Source organism: Salaquimonas pukyongi (assembly GCF_001953055.1).
GTDB classification, from domain to species: domain Bacteria; phylum Pseudomonadota; class Alphaproteobacteria; order Rhizobiales; family Rhizobiaceae; genus Salaquimonas; species Salaquimonas pukyongi.
On sequence record NZ_CP019044.1, the window covers coordinates 1256360 to 1278549 of the forward strand.

A 22190-nucleotide genomic window follows, 5' to 3' on the forward strand; every position below is an offset into this window, starting at 1 on the left:
TCATGCTGCAAAAGGCCGCACCGCCTATCGCAGGGCACGTGCTAATAGCCCGTCACCTTGACGGTGGAGACCTGGGGTGCGGTAATCACCTTCTTGCGCGTGATATAGTTTTCCATCAGTTCGTAGATCGGCGGGCCTTCGGTTGCCTCGTTGACAGAAGCCCAGCCCGCGACGACGTATTTCTTGGCCGCATCGACCGGTTCGCCGGTCCTGATGACGGTCATGTCGGAGATGCGGTTGCCGATTTCCTCTTTCGGCGCGCAGGCATAACTCATGCCGCCGACGCGGACCATGTCGCCGCCCTGCTGGTAGAACGGATCCTTGTTGAACAGGTTGTCGCAAACATCCTCGAGGATGTCCTTCAACTGCTGGCCGGTAAATTCCAGCCGGTAGGCATTGGGGTAGTTCATCGAGGTCTGCGCGTAGAGGTCGTCGATGGTGATGTCCTGTCCCGGCAGCAGCGTCGTGCCCCATCTGAAGCCCGGCGACAGGGAGATTTCCGCATCGCGCTCTTCAATCAGGCCCTGGCAGATGACATCATCCCACGTGCCGTTGAAATTGCCGCGCCGGTAGAGCAGGTCTTCCGTCTTGCCGATTACCCTGTTGCATTCATCCTCAAAGGGCGCGCGCACTTCGGAAATCTTCGTTGCCATTTCCGGGTCGGGGGTGATCACGTCTGAAAAGACCGGGATCATGTTGGAGGAATAACCGGTAACCTTGCCGCCGGAGACTTCCAGATCGATCCGGCCAAGATATTTGCCGTGGGAGCCGGAAGACAGCAGCAGCGTGTTGCCGATCTCGATTGCCCGCGGGATGGAATCATGGGTATGGCCGGTCAGGATAACATCAATGCCCGAAACCACCGTGGCAAGCTTCTGGTCGACGTCGAAACCGTCATGGGAAAGCAGGACCACAACTTCCGCGCCATCCTCGCGCGCCTGATCCACATTCGCCTGCAGGACCTCCGGCCGGATGCCGAACGACCATTCGGGAAACATCCAGCGCGGATTGGCAATCGGCGTATAGGGCATGGCCTGGCCGATGACGGCGACCTTGACGCCGCCGCGTTCGAACATGGCGGTAGAGTCAAAAACCGGCTCTTCCCAATTGGTATCGACAATGTTGGAGGCAAGGAAGGGATAGCCCATCTCCTCAACCAGTTCGAGCACCCGCTCGGCGCCGAAGGTAAACTCCCAGTGGCCCACCATCGCATCGGGCTTTAACAGCTTCATGCAGTCGACCATGTCCTGGCCGTTGGTCTTCAGGGAAGTGTACGAGCCCTGCCAGGTATCACCGCCATCAAGAAACAGCACCTTGTCGTCGCCGCGCTCGGCCCGGATTGCCTTGACCAGGGTTGCGGTGCGGTCGAGCCCGCCAAGCTTTCCATAGCTGCGGGCAAGATTGACGTAATCGACCATGGTGTGGGCATAGGCGAGGGGGGAGCCCGCATCGAGCCCGAAATATTCAAGAAAGGCCTCGCCAACAAGATGAGGCGGAATGCCCTCGAATGCGCCAACGCCGATATTGGTGTCCGGCGGGCGGAAATAAACCGGCTTGAGCTGTGCATGCACATCGGTGAAGTGAAGCAGCGTAACCTGACCCTTGCTGTCGAATTTCAGCAGGCCCTCCTGGGTCAGGGCTTGTTGGGCGAGAGCCCGTGTCAGATTGCCGGCAAAGCCACTGGCGCCGGCGAATGTGACACCCGCCACTGCGCCATATTGCATGAATTCCCGCCGCGAAAACTTTGCTGCCATTGACTTTCTGTCACCTTCTGGTCGCCCGCAAGGGCAATGTTATACCTGTTCCGGAAACAGGAATTTCCGGAAACTGAAGCCGGGGGCATTTCAAAAATGCGGTCCGCCCGGTGTTGAACGGGCGGGCCGCGCAAGCGGTCTTCGCCTTACTGGCGTACCGCCGGTGTTTCCACCGAAAGACCGGTTCCGCGCCAGGTAACGTAGACCTCAAGCGCCATCAGTTCATCGGAAAACGCAGCCGGATACTCCGCACGGGTGTCGCGGATACAGCCGCGAAACCGGTTATGTATGGAGATCAGCTTGCCCTGTTTGAGGCGGTAGGTCGGAAACCCGTTCGCCTGCCCCTGGCTGAGATGGTCGGCGCGAATATACTTGCCGGAATTGGCTTCGTGACAGGAAGCGCAGGAAAGGTTCAACTGCCCCGTGCGGGTATAGTAGAGTTCCTTGCCTTTTTCCCACCATTCCTGAAGACCGCCCTGGGAAAGATCGAGCTTGACCGGCGTGCCCAGCGACTGGTGCTTGATATAGGCGGTCAGCGGTTTCTGGCCGCCCTTGTCAAACTTGTAGGCCTCGGCGCCCATGCGCTCTTCGCGGCACTTGTTGATCTGCAGTTCGATGTTGATCGGCCGGTTTGCCGAAGCATCCCATTTGGGATAGTTCGCCCCCACGTCCTTCATGCTCTCGGCTGCATCCCCATGGCAGGAAGCGCAGGACTTGCCTTCGCTGCCTTCCACCGTGTTCCAGATCGCTTCACCCTGTTCCACACCAAGCAAGCCGGGATTTTGGAACGAATCAGCTTCCAGTGCCCGCGTCTCCTTGGTGCGGAAAAGCCAGCCCGACAGCACCTCGTCGAGAGGATGACCCTCCGGCGCGGCGGTTTTTGTGATCATCTCGATTTCGCCGTCAATGACCAGTTTTTCATCCACCGGCTCGGCATTTGCCGAACCGGAATACGCAAACAGCGCTACGGCAGCCGCTGCAGCAATATGAACAGACTTCCTCACCTTGTCTTCCTCCCAACTGAATTTGCAAAAAGCGGCCAGGGCGCCCTCTCGCCCTTAGCTCACCTCGATGTTTGCATCCGCCTCGTAGACCGAACCGTCATCGTCCACCCAGGCAAACTTGAACGTGCCGCTCTCTTGCACCTTGGCGGTAAATTCCATGTACGGATTGGCCGATACCGCCCCGTGCATATCGGCGGAAAAGACCGGCTGGCCGTTAAATTCCGCCGTGAACTTGTTGATGATCTTGCGCGGGATGAGGTTGCCTTCCTTGTCCTTGCGCTGGCCTGATTCCATGTTGTGGGAAATCAGGGTTTTAATGGTGATGACCTCACCGGCCGATGCCGTCTTGGGGACTTTAACCCGTGGTTTCGATGCCATGTCGTTTCTCCTTCAATCCCTCGGGTCAGCCGCCGCAGCCGCCGATCGTGACCTTGACTTCCTTCTTGTCCATATAGGTTGAACCGTCGGCCATCTTGGCAACGGCGACAACATTCTGGGTCTTGGCAAGGCGCATCCGCGTCGATGCTGTGGCAGTACCGCTCATCGCGGAGAAATTGAACGTCACCACGTCGGGATTGGGATTGCCTTCGGCATAGATGGTGACCGAACTGACCATGTCGCCGTCGCTCATGGCGCTGTCCACCTCCACGCTGATCGGCACCGTATTGCCGTTTTCAGCGATTTCCGGTGCGGTCAGGGTGACCTTGCCGGCTTCCGGCATCTTGCCGCCGCCAAGTTGCATCATCGCCTTGTCGACGTCCTCGGCCGTGGCCAGAGCCCGTGTCGAAGACAGTCCGGTCGCGGCGAAGACCACCGCGCCTGCGGACATCGCCATTGCATGGCGTCTGTTCATTTTCATGCGTATGTCTCCTCGTTGTCCCTTACTCTTTGAGTGTGCCCAGATAGGCTACAACGTCTTCCACCTCTTGCGCGCTCAAAATGGTCTTTCCGACCAGATCCTCGCGAACATTCTTGCCGACATCCAGGCTGTAAAAGCCGGGCATGACGGTTTCTTCTCCAAACACCGCCTTCGAATTGACGATGATGGCGCGCAGTTCTTCCGCGCTCCAGCGGTCGGCAACGCCGTCCAACTCGGGGCCGACCTCGCCATGAAACAATTCGTTCTTCATCGCCGAATTGGCATGACAGGCAAGGCAATTGCCGAGCTTGCGGCTTTTGAACACGTTTGCCCCGTTGGTCGGATCGCCTGCTGCGCCGGAAACCGGCATCGCAACAGCACCATCCTCGAACTTCACATCTGCAGGCGCCACAGCATCAGCCAGGGCCTGACCTGCAAATCCCAGCATCGCGGCAGCCGCGACAACACACATAGAAAATTTCATTTGCCGATAACCTCCTCCAAGTCGAACCGGGCCCTCTATCCCGCCTCGGCACGGCCAGCGTAGCCGCGATCTTTTCACCGATCAAGGACAAATATGAATATTTGAATATATCAACAGCCGGCTGAACTGCCGCCTGAACAACCTTTGGCGGCTCGCCGCGTTGCTTCAATTTGCCGTCGCGGTATCGCCAGCCTTGCCGGCGTTGAACCGGCGGTTGAAATAGGTCTGGAATGATTCTTCGCCCGCATATCCCTTGTTCCTTACCCAGATGAACATCTCGATGAAGGTGTTGCGCTTGAAGGCGCCGGGCATAACAGCAACGGCTGCCGTGGCTGCATCCACGCCTTCTGGTGTTTCCTCCGGCATGAACAGGAAGGTCGGCGTAAACAACAGCCGCCATTTGCGCGCCGCCGTCTTTTCAGTCAGCACCTCGCCATCGGTGTCGGTGACCTCCTCGTCACCATGCAGGTTGTATTGCACGACCATGAAGTTCTCCTTGATGTAGTCGCGGATTTCCGGCTGGGTCAGCAACTGTTCATGCACTTCCTGGCAATAGATGCAGCCGCGCTGCTCGACCATCAGCACAAGCCGCTTGCCGTCCTGCCTGGCGGTTTCGATGTCTTCGCCAATGTCCTTGAAGGTGAGGGCGAACCAGGGTTGCTTGTGCAATCCGTCATCGCCGATCTCCACCGCATGGACGAGGGCGGGCATCGCCAGGGCGAAAAACAGGGGGGAAAACCATTTCATGAGGCGGTTCACGGCTATCTCCTATCCGATGGTTGCAAAACCGGGGAAAGTCTCGAGCAGCCACTGGGCGATGCGCGACATCGAGCCGGTAATGAACAAGATACCGGTGATCACGAGCAGGCCGCCCATGGCGATCTCGATCTTGCGCATGTGCTGCTTGAAGCGGTTCGCCCATTCAAGAAAGCGGCTGGCAAACAGCGCGGCCAGCATGAAGGGCAGGCCAATGCCGAGGGAATAGGCGGCAAGAAGCCCGGTCCCTCGCAAAGCCGTGTCCTCCGCGCCTGCAACAAACAAAATGGTGGCCAGTACCGGCCCCACACAGGGCGTCCAGCCGAACGCAAAGGCCAGCCCCATGACATAGGAACCAACGAAACCCGCCGGCTTAGAAGCAACGTTGATCCGCGCTTCACGGTACAGCATCGAAATGCGGAAGATGCCGAGGAAATGCAGCCCCATCAGGATGATCAGAACGCCGGCAATGACCGACAGCATGCCGAAATACTGCGCGATGGTCTGGCCGATAAAGCTGGCCGTTGCCCCAGCGCCACAAAGACGGTGGAAAAGCCGAGGACAAAAAACAGGGATGCCAGCACGATGCGCCGGCGCATGGCCGCCGAGACGCTCTCGCTGCCCAGTTCCTGAAAGCTGATGCCGGCAAGATAGGCCAGATAGGGCGGCACGATCGGCAGCACGCACGGGGAAACGAAAGACAGCAATCCTGCAATCAGGGCAGCTCCAAATCCCACATCCAGCACGGCATTCCTCCGGTATTGTCCCGGCATTCCGCAAATCTTGCTTGCATTAGCCCGGGCAGGGTCATGCAGAACCATGGCTGGAAAACATTCGAATTTCAATATATATTGTGGCCGGTAGTATTGTGATTCACACATGATGTGGCGAAGGCGATGCTGCCACTGGCCGTGTTCCGGCAGGCATCAGCCGGGTCAAAACAGAAACGTGCCAGAACGGAAAGTGGAAACAGGATGGGTCCGGTTCGCAACCTGCTGCTTGTGATGGCTGCCTGCAGCGCGCTGGTGGCCGCCTTGCCGGGGCAGGGTTTTGCTGCCGAACTCCTCATGCTGGAGCAGAAGGGATGCGCCTGGTGTGTGCGCTGGCACAAGGAAATCGGCGAAATCTATCCCAAGACTGCGGAAGCGAAGATTGCGCCACTGCGCCAGGTTGACATTCACGAGCCCTGGCCCGGGGACCTTGCGGCAATTCGCCGGGAGGCATTTACCCCGACGTTCGTTCTGGTAGAAGATGGCCGTGAGATAGCCCGCATGCGCGGTTATTCCGGGGATGAGTTTTTCTGGTTTCTGCTCGATGAGATGCTGGCCAAGCTGCCTTAGGCCAAACTGCGTTGGGCAGGTGCAGAATCAGGCTCCCGGGCACCGCGAAAGGCGGAATGGGGACAGATTGAGGGATAGCAGTTATGGCCTTGCCGAAACTGAAAGCAGATGCAACGCCCGAGGAAATGGACGAGTTGCTGGCTCAGGCCCGCAAGGCCAGCGAATTGCTCAAGGCGCTGTCGCACGAAACCCGGCTGCTCATCCTGTGCCTGCTGTCGGAGGGGGAAAAGTCCGTTTCCGAACTGGAAAAGATCATGGCTGTTCCCCAGGCTGCGGTTTCCCAGCAATTGGCGCGGCTGCGTTTTGACCGCCTGGTGACCACGCGCCGGGACGGACGCAACATCTACTATCAAATTGCAAGCGAGGAAGTCGGTGGTATCATCGACCAGCTGTACTCAATCTTCTGCGCGCCCGTAAGACCGGAGTCCGGAAAACCGGAAACCAAAAAATAAGGCTTTCAGCAAGCCGCCGGGGTCAACTGCCCGATGCTTGTCGATCTGGTTCCAATACTGCTTCCCCTCGCGGGGCTTCTTGCCGGCACGGCACTTGGCTATGTCGCCCGGCGGAACTTCTTCTGTACGCTTTCTGCCCTTGAACGCTATTGGTATGCCGATGATGCGAGCGGCGTGCGCAGTTGGGTGCTGGCTGCCATCGTGGCCGCTGCCGGCGTATGGGCATTCTCTGCGCTGGGATGGATAAGGCCTTCGTCCAGTTTCTATCTGATGCCGCAACTTTTTCCCGTAAGCGCAATTGCCGGTGGGCTTGCCTTTGGCATCGGCATGGCGCTGGTGGGCACCTGCGGCTTTGGTGCACTGGTTCGACTGGGAGGCGGTTCCCTGAAAAGCCTGATGGCAATCCTGGTGCTTGGCATCACGGCGCTCTCCACCATGCGGGGCATTCTGGGCCTTGGCAGGGAGCGCTTCTTCGAGCAATGGGTGCTGGATTTTTCTTTCGCCGGATCGCAGTCCATACCCGACATTGCGTCCGCCCTTGCCGGTTCTGCAGCAGGCCCGCTAGCAGCCGCGCTGGCGATTGGCCTGCCGGCGGCATGGGTGTTCAGCGATGTGAAGTTCAGGACCGATCGGCGGGCCATTGCCACCGGAATAATGGTCGGCCTCATCATTCTTTTTGGCTGGCTTGCCACCACATTTCTGTCTGCACGGTCTTTTTATCCCTTCCAGATCGAAACGGCGAGCTTCGTGGCGCCGGTAGGCGATGCGCTTCTGCAAATGGTGACCTTTACCGGGGCAGCGCCAGATTATGGCGTGGGCATGGTGTTCGGTGTGGTGCTGGGTGCGGGGATTGCAGCGCGCCTTGGCGATGACATACGCTGGGAGGCTTGCGATGATGCGCGCGAACTCAAGCGTCACATTACCGGTGCCGCGCTGATGGGGTTCGGCGGAGTGCTGGCCTTCGGCTGCACCATAGGCCAGGGCATCAGCGCCGCCTCCGTGCTCGCGGTCTCCGTTCCTCTTACGCTGGGTTCCATCATCATCGGCGCACGCATTGGTCTTGCCTGGCTGCTGGAAGGCTCCATCGCCTCTGCCTTCCGGCGATAGGGGCTGGCTGCCAATGCGGTTCGGGCGCTGTTTCACCATCCTCCCGTTCCCTTGATGATGCGCCGGTAATGCTCCTTTGCTGCTGCGATGACGCGCCGATCACGGCCACTCGCGTTTTCGCGACTGGCGATCACGGCTTTCTCGCCGTCCTTTCATTTCCAAGTGAGCGCGATCTTGCCTAACTTCCATTGCGTCGGAAGGAGGTAGCGCCCGGTGCAAAGTCCTCCCCAAACCCCAGGGTTCTCCCCCAGGGTTCTCTCCCCAGAGTTCTCTCCAAGAGTTCTCTCCAAGAGTTCTCTCCAAGAGTTCTCTCCAAGAGTTCCCCATTCCCTGGGCCCGGGCGCTACCTCCTTCCGGCACAAACCAACCCGCCCCGCCAGCCACAGATTACGGCGTCAAACCGGGGCACATAAACCCGAAAGGAACTAATGTCATGAAAACCCTGATCGCAACCCTCATCGTTTCCCTGGCCGCTGCCACCTCGGCCTTTGCCCTTGATGCCAGCCAGAACGGCATTCCGGCAAGCCTGGCAAACAACCACGCAGCATCCGCTGTTCAGGTCTCCGGCTTCACCGGCATTGCCGGCGGCTATGACAACCGCCTTGATGCCAACCAGGGCGGTATCCCCGCTTCCCTGCGCTAAGCAGACCACATCCTGAAAACAACAAAACCCCCGGTGCAACCGCACCGGGGGTTTTGCTATGCAAGATGCTGGCGCCTCGGTCATCGGGTGCCAGCAGGCTTTATACTCGCTTATTTGGCCATGATGACCTTGCGATGCGGAAAGGGAATTTCGATTTTCTGGCGGTCGAATTCCTCTTTCACCAGTTGCGGCAGCGAATAGCGTAGGTCGAAATAGTGTTCGCCCTTGCAGAACGGGCGGACCAGAAAATCGACCGAGGAGTCGTTGAGCTTGTCGACCGCGATGAATGGCTCGGGCGTCTCTAGCACCTTGTCATGCGCTGACAGGACCTTGCGGATCGCCTTTTCCGCTTTTTTCAGGTCGGTGCCGTAGGAAACACCAAAGGTGAGATCCACGCCGCGATCCTCAAAATGGCTGTGATTGATCAGCTTCGTGCCCCACAATTCACTGTTGGGAATGATGATCTGCTGATTGTCGAAGGTGACAAGGTCGGTGGTAAAAAGGCTGATCGCATCAACCTTGCCGAACACGCCTGCACCATCGATGAAATCCCCCACCTTGAACGGGCGGAACAAAAGCAGCATGACGCCGGCAGCCAGGTTCGAAAGCGTTCCCTGCAGGGCAAGGCCGATCGCAAGACCTGCTGCACCAATCAGTGCGACCAGCGAGGTGGTGGTGATGCCGAAGCGCTCCAGCACCATCAGACCGGCAAAGACCAGGATAATGTAAAACACCAGACTGCCGAGAAACTCGAACAGCGTGTCGTCCAGCGACGGTTTGGAATTGGCGATTTGCACGATAAAGCGCTTGGCCAATTTGGCCAGAAACAGTGCCACGACGATGATCGCAATGGCGTACAGCACATTCATCGAATTGGAGACAAACCAGGACCATCCGGCCGAGGCCTGCTCGATTGCTTCGTTTTCCATGACGGAAACCCTCCAGACTTATCATTACGTAACGGAATACTACCTAACGTAAAGATTGGAGGCGGCAATGTCTACCCTACGCCCAGTGCCGGTGCGTTCAGCATCCGGCAGGGGAGGCGCTGCCCGTCAGCGGGAGGCGGCGAACCGGTAGGCAGTGCCGGAGCGCTCCACCCGGCCGGTCCCGCCATCGGGAAGGTGAAAGCCGACAATCGACAGTCCGTCGGTGGCCAGCCGGTCAAGCAGTGCCATGCGTGTTTTGACGCCCTGCTGCTGATCCTGGTCGGAGCCGGTCGGCCAGTCCGGTTTTGCAAAGGAAACGCTGGCATTGGTGATGGCATCGCCGATCACCATAACGCCGCCGCCCTTGCCGTCATGAATAACGTAGGAAGTATGGCCGGGAGTGTGACCGTGGGTGCCGACGGTCTCGACACCCGGCACGACCTCTGCTCCGGCATCGAACAGGGTAACCTGTTCCCTAATCAGTTCCAGCCGGTTGCGGGCGCCAACGGCAAAGGTCTTGCGCGCATCGCCGATCGTGTCGACAGTGTTCTCGTCATGCCAGTATTCCCACTCTTTTCGCGGAACATGCAGCTGCGCGGCAGGAAAGGCGATCTCGTCAAAGTCGTCTATGATCCCCCACAGGTGATCGGGGTGGGCATGGGTAAACACCACATCGGTAATTGCCTCGGCATCGATCCCCGCTTCGGCCAGTGCATCGCCAAGCTTGCCTGCCGTCGGCATGAAGTTCGGCCCCGATCCGGCATCAAACAGCACCTTGCGATCGCCGTCCTCCAAAAGGGTCAGGTTGCAGGGCGGCTCGATTGCTTCAACGGGGCTGCCGCCGGGTGAAAGCAGTGCCTGCAATTCTTCCGACGGCACATCGGGAAAGACGAAGTTGATTGGCAGGGTCAAATGCCCGTCCGAAAGGGTGGAAACGGTTTTCGAACCGACCGCCATTTTCGACCAGGCAGGCCCTGGTGCCAGCATGAAGGCGGCTGCGGGAAGGCCGGCGGCAAGCAATTGCCTTCTGTTAAGGCGCGCGGGCATGGTGCGATCTCCAATACATTGTATTTTTCGCATATTTTTTCATGCTGCTTGATGCAGGTCAATCTCGCAGCCGGGATTTTGCGGCATCTTTTCATCATGGACTTGCTAGCGATCATCGACTGGGCGGGCGAGGGCGCCACCCTTGCCATCGGGGGCTTCTGGTTGGCGCAATCTTCGGCATCGCGGCTCAGCAGAGCAAATTCTGCCTGCGGGCGGCAGCCGTCGAGTTTGCCCATGGGCAAATCGGCAACCGCACCGCGATCTGGCTGGTCGTTTTTACCGTCGCTGTCATGGGCACCCAGCTTGCCGCGCTTTCGGGTGCCGTACCGGTGGCCGAAGCACGCCAGATTGCATCCCCGCAAAGCCTTTCCGGCGCCCTGATTGGCGGGTTGCTGTTCGGGGCCGGCATGGTGCTGGCGCGCGGCTGCGCCAGCCGCCTGCTGGTATTGTCGGCAACGGGCAATCTGCGCGCGCTGCTGTCCGGCCTTGTCTTTGCCGTGGTGGCGCAGGCCAGCCTGAGGGGATTTCTTTCTCCCGCCCGTGAAGCCATCGCCGGCCTTGCAACAACCCGGGTTACCAGTGGCAATTCCCTGACCGGCATGCTGGGCCTGTCGCCCGAAATTGCGCTGCTGGCCAGCGTCTTTGCCTTCATGCTGGCCGTCCTGTTTTCCCTGTTCCGCAGGAACGGCATCAAGATCACCCTGTTTGCCATGCTGGCAGGCCTTGCCATTCCCGCTGCCTGGCTGTTTACCGCGGAAATGGGCCGTATGGCATTCGATCCGGTGCAGCTTGAAGGGGTAACCTTCACCGGGCCATCCGCCGATACGCTGATGATGTTCCTGACGCCCCCGGCCAGGCACTGGAATTCGACACCGGCCTGGTGCCGGGGGTCTTTCTGGGTGCGTTCTTGGCCGCCGCCCTGACCGGCCAGCTGGCACTGCAGGGCTTTGAGGGCGGGGCGGCCATGCGGCGCTACCTGCTGGGGGCCGCCATGATGGGGTTCGGCGGCATGCTGGCGGGCGGATGTGCCGTCGGGGCAGGCGTTACCGGCGCCAGTGTCTTTGCACTGACCGCCTGGATAACGCTCTTTGCCATCTGGCTTTCTGCCGGCATCACCGACTGGCTGGTGGACCGGCGCAGCGCCCGGCCCGTGAACGCGGGTTGACGGTTCGCGGCCCAACCTCCAAGGGATGTAGAGGTACAGTGCCGGATTAAACGCCCCGGATCGTGAGGAGATGCCAGTGACAGCGCCAACCGTTATCATCCACAACGACATCACAGGTCCGGCAGTCGAACTGGTAAAGGCCCGCCATGGCGATGTTGATGTTATTGCCTGCGAAACCTATGAGGATCTTCCGGGGCTTGTCGCCCAATCGGACGCCGAAATCGTTTATACGGTACGCTTTGCCGGCACGTCAGGCTTTCCGCGCCAGGCGCTGGTGGAATCACCTTGCGTAAAATGGGTGGCGGTTGGCGGCTCCGGCACCGATCACCTTGCCCCATGGGACAACTCCAACGTCACGGTCACCAATTCGGCCGGCGTTGCCGCCGAAATGATGGCCCAATACGTGCTTGGCGGCATGCTGCATTTCTCCCTGAACCTGCCTGCGTTCATGGCGGCAAAAAACCGCCGCCAATGGACCGCCGGCAAGGTCGAACCCCTGACGGGAAAAACCGTGCTCGTCATCGGCCTTGGCAAGACCGGACAGGCGGTGGCGGCGATTTCCAAGGCCATGGGAATGCGCACGATCGGCGTGCGCGCCAACCCGCAAGCCGTGCCCAATGCCGATGAAGTGCATCACTTCGAGCGTTTGCCCGATCTCTGGCATCAGGCCGATTATATCGCGGTATGTGTCCCGCTGCTGCCGGCGACGCGCAAGCTCATTGATTCGGCAGCGTTTGCCGCCATGCAGAAGACCGCCGTCGTCATCGATGTTTCCAGGGGAGGGGTGATCGATGGCACAGCTCTCATCGCGGCGCTTGAAGGCGGGCAGATCAGGGGCGCGGTTCTCGATGTCTTCGAAACGGAGCCGCTTCCCGCCGACAGTCCGCTCTGGGCCATGGACAACCTTGTCCTCACCCCCCATTGCTCGTCCATCTATGATGGATGGGAACTGAAATCCGTTGAGATGTTCTGCGACAATCTGGACCGCTACCGGCGCGGCGAGCCGTTGCACAACGTGGTCGATCCCGAACGCGGTTATTAAGCGCGGATACGATCTCCGGCCAAACGCTTACAAATGATCGAACAGGCGGCCCGGCAATCTGTCATGGGGGGGAATGCCGAGTGTGCGCAGCGTACAGAAGACCAGAGCCTGGTTGGAGGTGACCACCGGCTTGCCGAGCGCCTTCTCGATTGTGCTCACCGCTTCGGCCGAGCGCATGTCCGTGCAGCTCAGGATGATCGCTTCGGCATCCCGGTCATCCGCCTTGCAGGCAAGTTCGAACACTTCTTGCGGCGTCAACTCCCCCTGGCCGTAATTGCTCAATGGCCGCCCGATATCGGCACGCTTGACGATTTCGATACCGTTGGATTGCAGAAAATCCGTTGCCTGATCGTTGATTTCCCCAACATAGGGCGAGGAAAACCCCGCTTTTGCGATCCCGAGCACCTTGAGCGCAGACACCAGCGCACCGGCGGCGGTAAAGCAGCTTGCGCCGGAATTCTCCCTGATTCTCTGCGCAAGATCTGCATCGAAGGCCGGCCCGTGGGTCAGGGTTGCCGAGGTGCAGCCATAGAGTACGACGTCGGGGCGCACCCCTGCGATCATCTGCAGGTCATGGGTAATGTCGGAAGCACCAAGGCCCGCCATCTGGCCGCTTGCCGGAATTTCGTCGACATCATACCCGCCGAGGCGCTGAAAATGCAGTGTGGTGCCCGGCGGGCGCATCATCATCAGATCGGGTTCAAGATTGGTATTGGTGAAGGGAACCAGAACCCCGATCCTGCCGCGGTCACGCGCTTCATGTTTCATCGCTGATCCTTTCCAGTACCGATGCAACGCGGTCCATCACGGGGGCTTCGGCGATGGTTGCCCGAAGGCAATGGGCCAATCCGTATCCCCTCATGCCGCGCAGCAGCAGCCCGTTTTCGCGCAGCATCCTGTCGGCCCTGGCGGCGGCATCGGCATGGGCGAAGGGGATCAATACGAAATTCGTGTGGCTGTCGGGAACGGCAAATCCCATTTTTCGGCACCGCGCCGAAAAGCGGTCCCGGATTGCAGCGGTTCTGGCCACAACCGACTTCATGTGGGCTTGGTCGCCCATCGCCGCTGCGGCTGCAGCCTGGGAAATCTGGGAGATGTTGTTGGGGTTCAGGGTTTTCCTTGCTTCAAGCAAAACGGGTTTTGGAAACATCCCCCATCCCACCCGGGCACCGGCAAGGGCATAGGCCTTGGAGAAGGTTCGGGTCACGACCGTGGCAGATCCCTGCGCCAGTTGCATGATCTCAAAACCGTCTTCGGCCCCGTCGGCAAATTCGCCATAGGCCTGATCGACGATGAGCAAAATGTCGTCGCGCAGGCCATTGCGCAGGCGCACCATCTCGCTGTTGGCGATCAGGGTACCTGTCGGATTGCCGGGATTGCACACAAATACCATGCGTGTGCGGCTGGTGACGGCGTCCAGCAGCGCATCGGCACAGACCCTGTAACCGGTTTCAGGCGCTGTAACGTACCGGGCGCCTACCTGCGCACAGGCCGATGCCATAAACAGATAACCATATTCAGAACCCAGCACCTCTTCGTGCCGGCCGGCATAGGCCCTGACAAGGCTGGCAATCAGTTCCATCGAACCGGCGCCGCATAAAATGGCCTTGGGGTCCAGGTGATGAACCCCGGCGATGACATCGCGCAATTCCGTCCAGTCAGGGTCTGGATAAGGAAGAAGATCGGTAGCGGCCTTCCTTGCCGCCTCAATTGCCAGCGGGCTGGGGGCGAAGGCAGATTCGTTTTGGGCCAGTGAAACCGTTCCTTTTTCCACCGGATCGGCCAGGGCGTAAGGCGCCATCGCGCCCACATGACCTACCGGGCGGATGCCCCCGCGAGTTGCCGGGCGTATCATGGCTTTTCTCCGTAAATACTGGCGCCATCCTTGCTCACAAGTCCCTGTCTTATATCCTTTTCCAGTGCCTTCCTGTCCCGCTTTGCCGGATCGCCATAACCGCCACCGCCGGGTGTATCAAAAATGAGATAATCGTCCGCCTCAACCCGCAGCTCGCCCTTGCCGGGAAGATTCTTTTCCCGTCCGCGGATGCGGATGCGTCCGGGCGCGCCCGGCAAACCGCCGGCACGGCCCAGGGCAGGATATTTCAGCCGCTCCACCGACAGGAACAGCACAAAGGGCGCGCCATTGGCGGATGTCACCTCGATGCGCTGGCCCAAGCCGCCGCGAAAGGTGCCCGCGCCGCCGGAATCAGGGCGCAGTTCCCGCTTCCAAATGATGACCGGGGCAACGTTTTCGGTAATCTCGACCTGAGACCCGTAAACGCCGGAAGGATAGGCAGTGGCCGAAAGGCCGTCCTTGTGCGGGCGCGCCCCGGTCCCGCCATTGTGCACCAGTTCGATGGCGAATTCTTCGCCGCCATCGCGTGCAACTTCCGGCGCATGGCGCATCGGCAGATCGAACATGCAGGAGGCGCCCTCTGCAGGAACCTTTTCCGGCACCGCTTGAAACAGGCAGCCCAGGACAAGGTCGGGCGTGACCTGTCCGATGGTATGGCGCATGGCGACCGGCACCGGCCGCGGCGCGTTGAGAATACAGCCCGATGGCCCCGTGACCGTAAAGGGTTCGAGCGAACCGGCATTGTTGGGGATGTCCGGCCCGACGATGCACCGCAGCGCAAAAACCGTATAGGCGGTTGCGTAATTGAGCGGCACGTTGATGCCCTTGCGCGAACAGGGTGACGTCCCCTCAAAGTCCACATGCATCGTCCCGTTGCGGACTGTCAGCGTGGCATGCAGTTCCAGCTCGTTTTCATAGCCGTCCAGCTTCATCGTGTTTCGGTAAATGCCTTCGGGAATCTCGCTTATGGCTTCAACCGTGCCGCGCCTGGAGGTTTCGATGATGTATGCGGCGAGATCATCGAGATCGTCGAGCCGGTATTCATCCATCATTTCGGCCAGCCGCTTTGCACCCGCTTCACAGCAGGCAATCAGCGCATAGATATCGCCTTCATTGGCCACCGGTTCGCGGCTGTTGGCGCGGACGATGTCGAGCAGCAGGGCATTGGGCTCGCCTTCCTCGACAAGTTTGCAGGGCGGGATCAGCAGGCCTTCATCATAGATGTCGCTTCCTTCCGGCCCCATGCCGAGGCCGCCCAGATCGACCAGATGGGAGGTGCATGAGGTAAAGCCGACAACGCGTTCCTGCCGGAAAACGGGCATCATCAGCAGGAAGTCGTTCAAATGTCCGGACGCCAGCCACGGATCGTTGGTCATGTAGATATCGCCCGGTTTCATGGTCTGCACCGGGAAACACTCTCTCAAATGCGCCACCGCCGCCGCCATGGTGTTGATATGGCCGGGCGTACCGGTCACCGCTTGCGCCAGCATGCGGCCGTAAACGTCGAAAATGCCCGCTGAAATGTCGCCGCATTCGCGTACGATCGGGCTGAAGGCCGCGCGGATCAGCGTCTGGCCCTGTTCTTCGACAACGGCAAGCAGCCGGTTCCACATGACCTGGTATTGGGCGCTCGTAGGTTCAGCCATCTGCCATTTCCTGTTGAAGAATGCGGGTCAGTACAAGATTTCCGGCCCCATCGGCCAGCGCCGTGAAGTCAGCCGACACGAGGGTCGTCGTTTGGGGTTCGACCACCAGGGCAGGGCCGGTGATCGTGTCCCCGGCGCAAAGGTCGGAGCGATGAACGAGCGCTGCCTTGCACTCTGTGCCGTCGATATCGCAGATGATGGTCACCTGCTGTGATGGAACAACATCGCGTTGCGCCTTTGTTTCCTGCACCGGCGCGGCATCGCGTTCGGCGGTTGCCACCCGCACCGACCAGTTGAGAATCTCGATCTGCATGTTGGGAACGGGCCGGGAAAACTGCTTGCGGTAGGCTTCCTCGAAAGCGCTGACAAGACCGGGAATATCGTCCTCGACAATCGTTTCGCCGTCAATCGGGATCTCGATTTCGTGGCCCTGTCCGCGATAGCGCATGAAGGCGGACCGGTGAATTTGCGCGCCCTCAATGCCATTCTTGCCTGTTCCCAAGGCTACGACGGCGCTTGCTTCCTCCACCATGGATTTCACCAGCCCGTTGATGGCGGTCAGGTCGATGGAGGCCAGCAGTGCGTAATGGGATCGAACGATCTCGAAGGAAACCGGCGCGTACAAAAACCCGATGGCCGAACCAACGCCCGGATTGGGCGGAATGATGATCCGCCCAATCCCGGCAGAGCGGGCAACCCGCGTGGCGTGAAGCGGGCCGTTTCCGCCAAAGGCGATCATGGTGCGTGTTGCCAGTTCCTTGCCGGATTCAACGCCATGCATGCGCCCGGCGCTGGCCATGCTTTCATCGACGATCCGGCTGACGCCGTCCGCGGCTCCGGCATGATCGGTGCCGATTTTCGCGCCAATGGCTTCGGCAAGGCTCTGCGCCGCCGCCTTCGGGTCGATTTCGATATGCCCTTCGGCAAATTCGCCCGGCACGATATAGCCGAGCGTGATGTCGCTGTCGGTGACTGTCGGCTGCTTCCCGCCCCGCTTGAAGGCAACCGGACCGGGCTCCGAACCCGCACTTTGGGGCCCAACGCCAAGGCGGCCAAGCCGGTCGACCGAAGCGATGGAGCCGCCGCCCGCACCAATCTCGATCATTTCAATCACCGGAATGCGCACGGGCATGCCAGACCCCTTGATGAAGCGGGCTGCCCGGGCGATTTCGAACTTTCGGGAGGTCTGCGGCCGGTATTTGTCGATCAGGCAGAGCTTGGCGGTCGTTCCTCCCATGTCGAAGGAAAGCACTTCGCGCTCCCCGGCTGCGCCGGCGATCCGCGCTGCCAGGATGGCACCGCCGGCAGGGCCGGATTCAACCAGGCGGACAGGAAATTGCGCCGCGATGTTAAGGGTGCACATGCCGCCGCCTGCCGTCATCATCAGGATGGGGCATGTCAGGCCCGCTTCGCCGAACCGAGCGCTGAAGCGCTCAAGATAGCCCTGTATCAGCGGCTTGATATAGGCATTGGCGACGGTGGTGGAGAGGCGGTCGAATTCGCGCGCTTCCGGGCTTGTTTCGCTGGAAAGCGAGATCGAGAGGTCTGGCCGCCGTTCAAGCAGGCCATCGCGCAGGGTACGCTCATGTTCGCCATTGGCATAGGCATGCAGCAGGCATATGGCGACCGATTGCGCGCCGATCCTGCCGATCTTTTCTGCCAGCCGGCCGGCTGCACTTGCATCCAGCGGCACCAGCACCTCACCGGCCGCCGACATGCGTTCCCTGACCGTCAGCGAACGCTCGCGCGGGACGAGGAAATCGGGCTTTTCCAGATTGATGTCATATTGCGCGTATCGCCGCTCATAGGCGATCTCCAGAATGTCGCGGAAGCCATCGGTGGTGATGGTGGCAACCTCTGCCCCGCGTTTTTCAATCAGGGCATTGGTGGCCAGTGTCGTGCCGTGGATGAAGCCGGTCACCTGGCCGAAGGACCTTCCTGCGGCCTTAATGACACGGTTTGCCCCCTCCATCGCCCCGTCGGCAGGATTGGCATGGGTGGTGAGCGTTTTGGCAGAGGCCAGAACGCCTTCCTCGCCCTCCATCAGAACCGTGTCGGTGAAGGTGCCGCCGATGTCGATGGCCAGGCGTAATTCGTTGCGCAGATCTTTGGAGGAAGCCATTTAAGGTAGTTATCTCTTCACTGAAGCAAACTTGCCGGCGGACTGCCCGCCCGCACAACGCGTATCTGCTCACCGCCGTGAGCGTATGGCGGGCTTGCTAGGCAACCAGATCGCAGCCCGTTGCGCGGCGATCCATGCGCTTTGGCACGAAGAGACCTCTCATGGAGAAAACCTACGCCCGGATCATCGCCCGTGCAATCACGATTTTCAGCAGATGGCGGAAAATTTCCCGCATGCCCAAGGACTTTGGCCGGAAACCGGGACGCCAACGCCCCGCTATTGGACATCAAGCGCGTGGCTTATGGCACCAAAGTCACACCGCAATATCGCGATGCCTTCAAAAGCCTGGCATGGTTTGGCGGATAACTGGAGCGGGTAGCGGGAATCGAACCCGCATATTCAGCTTGGAAGTTCGCCCGGCGGCTTCCATAGGCGTCCACGCGCATCCATAAAATATGCCTTTATATCAACATCTTACAAAGATACGCTGAAGCATTCGAAGCTGCTCGAAATGGCCCGAAATGGCCGCGAATTCGTTCCGTCTGCTATCCATTTGCTATCCAGGATTCCAAGAAGCGGGTAGGTTCGGAGCGACACGAAGCACCGGTTTATGGATCAGGATGGCTCTACAGAAGAACATCGCCCGGATCACCAAACGGACAGTGGATGCCATGCCCCTGCCCGTCAAGGGAAAGGCGCGTCTTTGGGACAGCGAATTAAAGGGCTTCTGCGTGTGCGCCTATCCAACCGGGCGCAAGGTCTATGTGATCGGATACCGAGACCGCTCTACACGCTTCCGCTGGTTCACCATCGGCAAGCACGGCGATCCATGGACAGCCGAGGCTGCGCGCATCAAGGCGCGGGAACTTCTGGGCAATGTCGCGACCGGCGACTTCCCGCATGAAAAGAAGATCCGAGAACGGCTGGATGCAACGACTGTTACCGAACTCGTCGAGCGGTATCTAACGGAAGGTCCGCTGGACCGGCCTAACAAGCGCGAAAGCAGTTGGCTCAACGACAAGGGCTATCTCTACAACCATGTCGTCCCGCATCTGGGCCATATCCCCTTCCGCGAATTGCATCGCGACCAGCTTGTCCAATTCCAGCATGCGGTTGCCAACGGCATAGCTGCGCGGCGCAAGCCCAAACGCGGCCCTACAGTGCGCGGTGGGCGCGGTGCGGCAGTTCACGCCATGCGCTGCCTCTCCGCAATGTATGGCTGGGCGATCTCGCGGGACATGGCGGAAAAGAACCCTTGCCAGTCGGTCCAACGCCTCGCCGATGGCAGGCGCGACCGATATCTGAGCCTGGACGAAGCCAAACGCCTGTTCTCGGCGATGGACGAATTGGAACAATCCGGGGTGATCAATCCGCTCCATGCCGATTGTCTGCGCCTGATTGCCTATACCGCAGCGCGCAAGGGCGAGATCATGGGTCTCAGATGGTCAGAGGTCGATGCGGACAACCAGAGGCTCCTGTTGCCTCCTGCAAGGCACAAGACCGGCGGTGCCAACCGACCCAAGGCGATCCCACTTTCAAATGACTGTATGGTGATCCTCGAGCGGTGCCGCCGTCACGCCGGTACGAGTGCCTGTGTCTTCCCGATCGAGCCGGATGGCGACATGCACATCAAGACGCTTGCCTACACCTGGGACAAGGTGATGGCCAAGGCCGGGATTGCCGATTTCAGGATTCACGATCTTCGCCATGCCTATGCCTCTTTTGCGATCAATGCTGGCTTCTCGCTGAAGGCTATCGGCGAGAATCTGGGCCATGCCCGGGCGAGCACCACGGAGCGTTATGCGCACCTGCTGCTTGATGCCCGCAGGCCGGTTTCGGAAGTGGTTGCGAATGCCTACAAGGGCACGACAGCAGCCAACTGAACGGAGTTCGAATACGCTTCCCTTCGCAGCGCTTCCGGAGCCAGAGCATCGCCGGAAGCCGCACGGTCAAGGCCGCGCCAACCTCAACCGGCGCGCCGCGAAAGCGGGCATGCGCCTTGACGGATGGCTTGGCGATGCAAAACTGGCGGAAGGAACTGCAATCCAAAGCCGGACAATGGGCACCAGATTTGCCGAGAATTTTCAAACGCTTGGCTTGCCTGAAACACCAACGAAAAATGGATGGGATCAAAAAAGCCTTTTGAAAACAACGAACTGACCCGACCTTGGTGCCAATTGTTTTATCTTGTCCTCACTCCACTCCCTCGCTCATCCATCCCTGTCCATCACTCCATTGTCCAAAACAGGCTTATTCACAAGCATCTCAAAGCCGCTTGAATCAGCACCCATGAAATCCTCTAGCGAAGCGGGCGCCTATCGAGCGGTATCTCACCATTTTCGACGCGGACGATGAAAAGGACCTCATCGGCGTTCATTTCAGTGAACCAGATGCGTTCGCAACCACATTCATAGCTTTCGTCGTCGGGAACAACAACTTTCTCGCCGCAATCCCAGCACCAGAATGCAAAACTACGGCAGGTGTCACACTTCCCCGTGAAAATGACGGCCCAACCCGTTAGCGGCAGAGATAGCTGTCCGTCCCAAAAAACGATACCTCTTTGCTTTCGAGACGTGTTCCGGCAATTTGGACAGTCATCGGACGCAGCGTGGTCGAGGTGTTCAGCCTCTTCAACTGTCATGAGGCGTATATCGATAATTTGAGCCGCGCGACTTTCAGCTGCTGCGGTCCACCCACCCGAACAAATGATCACTCCTCGGTTCGCACGGACATCCCGCATCATGCCTTCAAAGGACTCGACGTCTTTTACGTCAATCTTTCGATGGCGGCGCTTCGCGTCATAGATGATGCGTCGTTCGATCCCGTCCTCCCAGCGGGCGTCCACAAGTATGTCAATCTGCCGATTAACCCGGCTGATAGAACCCATTAGTAAAGCATTTGGCGTAACAGACATATCCATACCTGCAACGTCAATCTCAAAACAGGCAGCGACCCGTTCGTAAATTCGCCAATCGGGAACGTCAGTTGTCATAATCTACTGTCGAAATTTGTTAGCCTTATTTCATTCGCCTGCCTCGAATTCCAAAACCGATGTGCGAATATGGTCTGGCAGTGACGCTAAGCCAGACAGATCAACATCGAAGCGGATGTTCTCAATTGGATCACATGAACGAATATGCGGCACCGGAATATCTTCGGCCCGAAAGATATCCAGTGAGGTATTATCCGGATAGGTCTGTAGGACCAGATCGCTATGGTAAAGGTCGCGGCCACCCTTGGCGAGGCACTGGATCAAAAAGGCGCTACGCAGTTCTTGATCTGAAATTCTGGCGGCAATGGTCTCCATGAGTTCGACAACGGTCTGACCACTTTGAACCTCTATGACACAAAGCGAAGCGATATAGGCGTCAAATGCGCCTGACGGCCGGAGTTGATCGAGCGAAAAACGATGCTTGGGCGCAGGTTTTGTTGTCGTCTTCACATCCAGTACGAAGTGCTCGGCGATAAAGTCATACTTGGCGGTCTTTCGGGTACTCCAGCACCGCACGGCGGCATCTGTGTTCCGTGCATGTGCGATAACAGCAAGTTCGCCCCAAAGGCCGACAAGATCGCGCGTATTGTCTTCGATGCGGCTAAAGAGTGCCGCGATTTGTTGAACACGTGCGGCTATATTGGCGTTGGAGATCGGCGGACTTGCCGTAGAGAAACTTTCCTCAAGTATTCTCAGAAACAGGCGCACAATGGCCGGATCGCTATCCTTCAGGCGGATAAGCGAGAAGTACCCCTCGTGCGGTAATGGCGTGTCCGTGGCGATGACACAGTTACGGGAGAACAAGGTATCGACCGCGCGCAACTTGATATCGGGCCGGAGGTCATCCGCACGTGCGGGAAGCAATAGCGCGGGATAGGCTTGCGCATCAATGGCAAGCCAATACGGATAGTCGCCAACAACTGGCAGTCCGAACATGGCAGCGCCATCCTCGGGGATTGTTTGACAAAGCGTTTGGTACAGATCGGTCAGCAT

21 protein-coding genes and 2 pseudogenes are annotated in these 22190 nt (G+C 59.2%); 8 read left to right on the forward strand and 15 right to left on the reverse strand.

What is annotated here, in order from left to right:
• Positions 1–41: 41 nt before the first annotated feature.
• From soxB to BVL55_RS06085, 7 genes and pseudogenes are all read right to left on the reverse strand, one after another.
• Positions 42–1754 carry a thiosulfohydrolase SoxB gene (gene soxB, locus BVL55_RS06055; protein WP_075996146.1) on the reverse strand — a complete coding sequence of 571 codons (1713 nt, stop codon included), beginning with the start codon at positions 1752–1754 and terminating at the stop codon, positions 42–44.
• Between the two features lie 146 nt (positions 1755–1900).
• Positions 1901–2740 carry a sulfur oxidation c-type cytochrome SoxA gene (soxA, locus tag BVL55_RS06060; RefSeq protein WP_075997953.1) on the reverse strand — a complete coding sequence of 280 codons (840 nt, stop codon included), beginning with the start codon at positions 2738–2740 and terminating at the stop codon, positions 1901–1903.
• 72 nt (positions 2741–2812) lie between these two features.
• Complete coding sequence (gene soxZ, locus BVL55_RS06065) at positions 2813–3136, reverse strand: thiosulfate oxidation carrier complex protein SoxZ (protein ID WP_075996147.1); 324 nt, start codon at positions 3134–3136, stop codon at positions 2813–2815.
• A gap of 25 nt (positions 3137–3161) precedes the next feature.
• Entirely contained in the window at positions 3162–3617 is a 456-nt protein-coding gene (gene soxY, locus BVL55_RS06070) for a thiosulfate oxidation carrier protein SoxY (RefSeq protein WP_075996148.1), read from the reverse strand.
• Positions 3618–3639: 22 nt separating this feature from the next.
• A complete protein-coding gene (gene soxX / locus BVL55_RS06075) occupies positions 3640–4101 on the reverse strand; it encodes a sulfur oxidation c-type cytochrome SoxX (RefSeq protein WP_075996149.1) in 462 nt (153 codons plus the stop codon).
• 165 nt (positions 4102–4266) lie between these two features.
• Positions 4267–4812: a SoxW family protein gene (locus BVL55_RS06080; RefSeq protein WP_244530628.1), complete on the reverse strand. Its 546-nt coding sequence runs from the start codon at positions 4810–4812 to the stop codon at positions 4267–4269.
• A 57-nt stretch (positions 4813–4869) separates the two neighbouring features.
• A pseudogene (locus BVL55_RS06085) lies at positions 4870–5603 on the reverse strand (cytochrome c biogenesis CcdA family protein).
• Positions 5604–5831: 228 nt separating this feature from the next.
• On the opposite strand from BVL55_RS06085, the gene BVL55_RS06090 reads away from it, so the two are divergent.
• The 4 genes from BVL55_RS06090 to BVL55_RS06105 all read left to right on the forward strand — a co-directional run bounded on the left by BVL55_RS06090 (position 5832) and on the right by BVL55_RS06105 (position 8399).
• Positions 5832–6197, forward strand: coding sequence for a thioredoxin domain-containing protein (locus tag BVL55_RS06090; RefSeq protein ID WP_075997954.1), 366 nt, complete (start codon positions 5832–5834; stop codon positions 6195–6197).
• 83 nt (positions 6198–6280) lie between these two features.
• On the forward strand, positions 6281–6649 hold the full coding sequence (locus BVL55_RS06095) for an ArsR/SmtB family transcription factor (protein WP_075996151.1): 369 nt from the start codon (positions 6281–6283) through the stop codon (positions 6647–6649).
• Between the two features lie 33 nt (positions 6650–6682).
• Complete coding sequence (locus tag BVL55_RS06100) at positions 6683–7756, forward strand: YeeE/YedE family protein (RefSeq protein WP_075996152.1); 1074 nt, start codon at positions 6683–6685, stop codon at positions 7754–7756.
• Positions 7757–8189: 433 nt separating this feature from the next.
• Entirely contained in the window at positions 8190–8399 is a 210-nt protein-coding gene (locus tag BVL55_RS06105) for a hypothetical protein (RefSeq protein ID WP_075996153.1), read from the forward strand.
• Between the two features lie 110 nt (positions 8400–8509).
• Here the strand turns inward: BVL55_RS06105 and BVL55_RS06110 are convergent, their stop codons facing one another.
• Complete coding sequence (locus BVL55_RS06110; protein WP_075996154.1) at positions 8510–9328, reverse strand: mechanosensitive ion channel family protein; 819 nt, start codon at positions 9326–9328, stop codon at positions 8510–8512.
• A gap of 126 nt (positions 9329–9454) precedes the next feature.
• Complete coding sequence (locus BVL55_RS06115; RefSeq protein ID WP_075996155.1) at positions 9455–10375, reverse strand: MBL fold metallo-hydrolase; 921 nt, start codon at positions 10373–10375, stop codon at positions 9455–9457.
• Positions 10376–10416: 41 nt separating this feature from the next.
• On the opposite strand from BVL55_RS06115, the pseudogene BVL55_RS06120 reads away from it, so the two are divergent.
• Positions 10417–11540: pseudogene (locus tag BVL55_RS06120) on the forward strand (YeeE/YedE family protein).
• A gap of 76 nt (positions 11541–11616) precedes the next feature.
• The gene (locus BVL55_RS06125; protein ID WP_244530601.1) at positions 11617–12582 is read left to right on the forward strand and encodes a D-2-hydroxyacid dehydrogenase; all 966 of its coding nucleotides are present in this window, start codon (positions 11617–11619) and stop codon (positions 12580–12582) included.
• Positions 12583–12609: 27 nt separating this feature from the next.
• On the opposite strand, the gene BVL55_RS06130 is transcribed toward BVL55_RS06125, so the two are convergent.
• From BVL55_RS06130 to BVL55_RS06145, 4 genes are read right to left on the reverse strand one after another with little or no spacing between them, the layout of a single operon-like run.
• Positions 12610–13350, reverse strand: a complete 741-nt coding sequence (locus tag BVL55_RS06130) for a maleate cis-trans isomerase family protein (protein ID WP_075996157.1) — start codon at positions 13348–13350, stop codon at positions 12610–12612.
• Positions 13340–14437: a pyridoxal phosphate-dependent aminotransferase gene (locus tag BVL55_RS06135; protein WP_244530602.1), complete on the reverse strand. Its 1098-nt coding sequence runs from the start codon at positions 14435–14437 to the stop codon at positions 13340–13342. Before BVL55_RS06135 ends, BVL55_RS06130 begins: the two co-directional genes overlap by 11 nt.
• Positions 14434–16083: a hydantoinase B/oxoprolinase family protein gene (locus BVL55_RS06140; RefSeq protein WP_075996158.1), complete on the reverse strand. Its 1650-nt coding sequence runs from the start codon at positions 16081–16083 to the stop codon at positions 14434–14436. The genes BVL55_RS06135 and BVL55_RS06140 overlap by 4 nt, the downstream gene beginning before the upstream one ends.
• A complete protein-coding gene (locus tag BVL55_RS06145; RefSeq protein ID WP_075996159.1) occupies positions 16076–18205 on the reverse strand; it encodes a hydantoinase/oxoprolinase family protein in 2130 nt (709 codons plus the stop codon). Before BVL55_RS06145 ends, BVL55_RS06140 begins: the two co-directional genes overlap by 8 nt.
• Before the next feature lie 620 nt (positions 18206–18825).
• On the opposite strand from BVL55_RS06145, the gene BVL55_RS06150 reads away from it, so the two are divergent.
• Complete coding sequence (locus tag BVL55_RS06150) at positions 18826–20088, forward strand: tyrosine-type recombinase/integrase (protein ID WP_075996160.1); 1263 nt, start codon at positions 18826–18828, stop codon at positions 20086–20088.
• Between the two features lie 109 nt (positions 20089–20197).
• Positions 20198–20365: a hypothetical protein gene (locus tag BVL55_RS16440; protein WP_156892445.1), complete on the forward strand. Its 168-nt coding sequence runs from the start codon at positions 20198–20200 to the stop codon at positions 20363–20365.
• Positions 20366–20504: 139 nt separating this feature from the next.
• On the opposite strand, the gene BVL55_RS06155 is transcribed toward BVL55_RS16440, so the two are convergent.
• Positions 20505–21197 (reverse strand): restriction endonuclease, encoded by a 693-nt coding sequence (locus BVL55_RS06155; protein ID WP_075996161.1) that lies wholly within the window; start codon positions 21195–21197, stop codon positions 20505–20507.
• Between the two features lie 30 nt (positions 21198–21227).
• Positions 21228–22190 carry a PD-(D/E)XK motif protein gene (locus BVL55_RS06160; RefSeq protein WP_075996162.1) on the reverse strand — a complete coding sequence of 321 codons (963 nt, stop codon included), beginning with the start codon at positions 22188–22190 and terminating at the stop codon, positions 21228–21230.

Bases quoted from the DNA above. Each gene is read 5' to 3' on its own strand.
- soxB (WP_075996146.1), bottom strand. From the start codon at position 1,754: ATGGCAGCAAAGTTTTCGCGGCGGGAATTCATGCAATATGGCGCAGTG.
- soxZ (WP_075996147.1), bottom strand. From the start codon at position 3,136: ATGGCATCGAAACCACGGGTTAAAGTCCCCAAGACGGCATCGGCCGGT.
- soxY (WP_075996148.1), bottom strand. From the start codon at position 3,617: ATGAAAATGAACAGACGCCATGCAATGGCGATGTCCGCAGGCGCGGTG.
- soxX (WP_075996149.1), bottom strand. From the start codon at position 4,101: ATGAAATTTTCTATGTGTGTTGTCGCGGCTGCCGCGATGCTGGGATTT.
- BVL55_RS06080 (WP_244530628.1), bottom strand. From the start codon at position 4,812: ATGCCCGCCCTCGTCCATGCGGTGGAGATCGGCGATGACGGATTGCAC.
- BVL55_RS06090 (WP_075997954.1), top strand. From the start codon at position 5,832: ATGGGTCCGGTTCGCAACCTGCTGCTTGTGATGGCTGCCTGCAGCGCG.
- BVL55_RS06095 (WP_075996151.1), top strand. From the start codon at position 6,281: ATGGCCTTGCCGAAACTGAAAGCAGATGCAACGCCCGAGGAAATGGAC.
- BVL55_RS06100 (WP_075996152.1), top strand. From the start codon at position 6,683: ATGCTTGTCGATCTGGTTCCAATACTGCTTCCCCTCGCGGGGCTTCTT.
- BVL55_RS06105 (WP_075996153.1), top strand. From the start codon at position 8,190: ATGAAAACCCTGATCGCAACCCTCATCGTTTCCCTGGCCGCTGCCACC.
- BVL55_RS06110 (WP_075996154.1), bottom strand. From the start codon at position 9,328: ATGGAAAACGAAGCAATCGAGCAGGCCTCGGCCGGATGGTCCTGGTTT.
- BVL55_RS06115 (WP_075996155.1), bottom strand. From the start codon at position 10,375: ATGCCCGCGCGCCTTAACAGAAGGCAATTGCTTGCCGCCGGCCTTCCC.
- BVL55_RS06130 (WP_075996157.1), bottom strand. From the start codon at position 13,350: ATGAAACATGAAGCGCGTGACCGCGGCAGGATCGGGGTTCTGGTTCCC.
- BVL55_RS06135 (WP_244530602.1), bottom strand. From the start codon at position 14,437: ATGATACGCCCGGCAACTCGCGGGGGCATCCGCCCGGTAGGTCATGTG.
- BVL55_RS06140 (WP_075996158.1), bottom strand. From the start codon at position 16,083: ATGGCTGAACCTACGAGCGCCCAATACCAGGTCATGTGGAACCGGCTG.
- BVL55_RS06145 (WP_075996159.1), bottom strand. From the start codon at position 18,205: ATGGCTTCCTCCAAAGATCTGCGCAACGAATTACGCCTGGCCATCGAC.
- BVL55_RS06150 (WP_075996160.1), top strand. From the start codon at position 18,826: ATGGCTCTACAGAAGAACATCGCCCGGATCACCAAACGGACAGTGGAT.
- BVL55_RS16440 (WP_156892445.1), top strand. From the start codon at position 20,198: ATGCGCCTTGACGGATGGCTTGGCGATGCAAAACTGGCGGAAGGAACT.
- BVL55_RS06155 (WP_075996161.1), bottom strand. From the start codon at position 21,197: ATGACAACTGACGTTCCCGATTGGCGAATTTACGAACGGGTCGCTGCC.
- BVL55_RS06160 (WP_075996162.1), bottom strand. From the start codon at position 22,190: ATGCTGACCGATCTGTACCAAACGCTTTGTCAAACAATCCCCGAGGAT.